This window comes from Candidatus Darwinibacter acetoxidans, from assembly GCF_041936445.1.
GTDB lineage: Bacteria > Bacillota > Limnochordia > Darwinibacteriales > Darwinibacteriaceae > DTU010.
The window spans coordinates 1-1,665 of record NZ_JBHGXH010000012.1 but is presented as its reverse complement, the minus strand read 5'-3'; the positions used below and the strand labels follow the sequence as shown (position 1 = coordinate 1,665).

2 protein-coding genes are annotated in these 1,665 nt (G+C 57.7%); both read right to left on the bottom strand.

What is annotated here, in order from left to right; genetic code table 11:
- Window positions 1-106: 106 nt before the first annotated feature.
- Entirely contained in the window at window positions 107-493 is a 387-nt protein-coding gene (locus ACE4YL_RS00425; RefSeq protein WP_461368976.1) for a hypothetical protein, read from the bottom strand.
- Window positions 494-1,417: a hypothetical protein gene (locus tag ACE4YL_RS00420; protein ID WP_461368975.1), complete on the bottom strand. Its 924-nt coding sequence runs from the start codon at window positions 1,415-1,417 to the stop codon at window positions 494-496.
- Window positions 1,418-1,665: the final 248 nt, after the last annotated feature.

The window sequence follows — 1,665 nt, the reverse complement described above, 5'->3', positions numbered from 1 at the left end:
GAGCGTGGTCTGTTCCTGCGTTGCCATGAGCACCGGCATGATCATGCGCTTCTGCGCCCAGTTGCCGACGATCTGAATTTCTCCGAATATTCCTGCGTTTGTCATGTCAGAACCCTCCGAGGTCGACAACCCCGACGGTGCCGTTTGCGCCGCCGACGGTCATCCGGCCGAGCGGTTTGACGTAGTTTCCAGACGGGTCCGCAATACAGGCCTTGACCTTGCCGCCGCTTCCGGTGACGACCGCGCCGGTGTAACAGTTCCCGGAACAGTCGACCGCGACTTCGCCCTTCGTGGCCGCCCGGCCAATCTTGCCGTCCTCTACTGCCTCGATTGCGACGGCGAACGGGCCAGCACCGTCTTCTGCGCAGGTCGCGCCGGTTGGCACGCCAGCTGCAGGAGTGATTGTGATGACTGCACCCTTCGGCACGTTGGCAGTTGCCTTGAATTTCTGCACCCTGGCACCGAGGAAGATCTCGCCTTTGTCGTATGCCATTTAGACCACCCGGATCCCGTATTTCTTCTCGAATTCAGATGCGAGGTTTTTGAACGCCACCTCGTCGGAGGTGGGCTCTTCTCCGGAGTTGCCAGGGGGCGTGTTGTTCCCTTCAGCCTGCTTCTCGCCCGGCTTCGTGTTGTTGAACGCGATAACCTTCAGCGAGAACGCAACCGGATCGGCCTCGAACTCCTCCCGGGTTTTGGCCTCCTTCTCACCGAGCCAGCCTTCGGGAAGGTTCGCTTTCATGGTAGTCCATGCAGCGTCGGCCTTCTCCTTCGCCCGGGCGGCCTTCAGGGTCGCGAGTTCCTGTTTGAGGTTCTCCTTCTCCGGGTCAGCATCCGGCGCCTGTTCCGGTTTCTTCTCCGGCGGTTTCTCGGTCTTTATCAGGTTCACCAGTTCGGTGATCGCTTCTTTCATCGCGGTGACATCTTTCTTGAGTGTCTCGTGTTCCGCGACGTTTACATACTGCTGCGGCGGGTCTGATGTCTTGTTGAGTGCGTCAGCAATCCGCTTCAGTATCCCTTTGGATTCATCATCCATTTCTAACTCCCGTTCCAAATTGTGGAACATCGCGCCGTTGTCGTTCGGATAGCAGTTCGGGCACGCTCCTCGCCGGAACACAAGAACGTGATTCGGGGTAACCGGTCCGGCGATCCGAGTAGCTCCACGCCTCCGGCCGTCCGGTGCCTCGGGAGAAGAAAGGCCGGTTGAGAGAGAGAGGTCGCCTGCGTTCGCAAGCTGCTCCATCTCCTTGTCTGAGAATGATACGATCCCTTTCAGCACCCGCTCGCCGGCGATCGGGATATGGGTGCCGCTGACATTCCCCACCACGCGGTATTCCGGGGGGAGGGTGCCGTTCGTAACATCCTCGAACCGAGGGTGTTTTACAGGAGCCCCCGGTTCGATGTCCGCATAGATCACCGGCACGGTATTCCATAGGTTCACGGTCGGCGCGAAATACCGGGAATCGTAGAACACAGGATGGCCATGATCGTGGTAGACGTCGAGACGTTGGAGCGTGACGTCGCGGAGGTTCGCGAAAACGTTAGTGAGTTGATTATCTCCACGAGGCATAATTATGATTAGTAGTCATAACATATATAAAAAATCTCAGGGGTATTTGAGGGCATCTAAGGATTATTCTACCTCTGATTCGACATCCGCCTTGC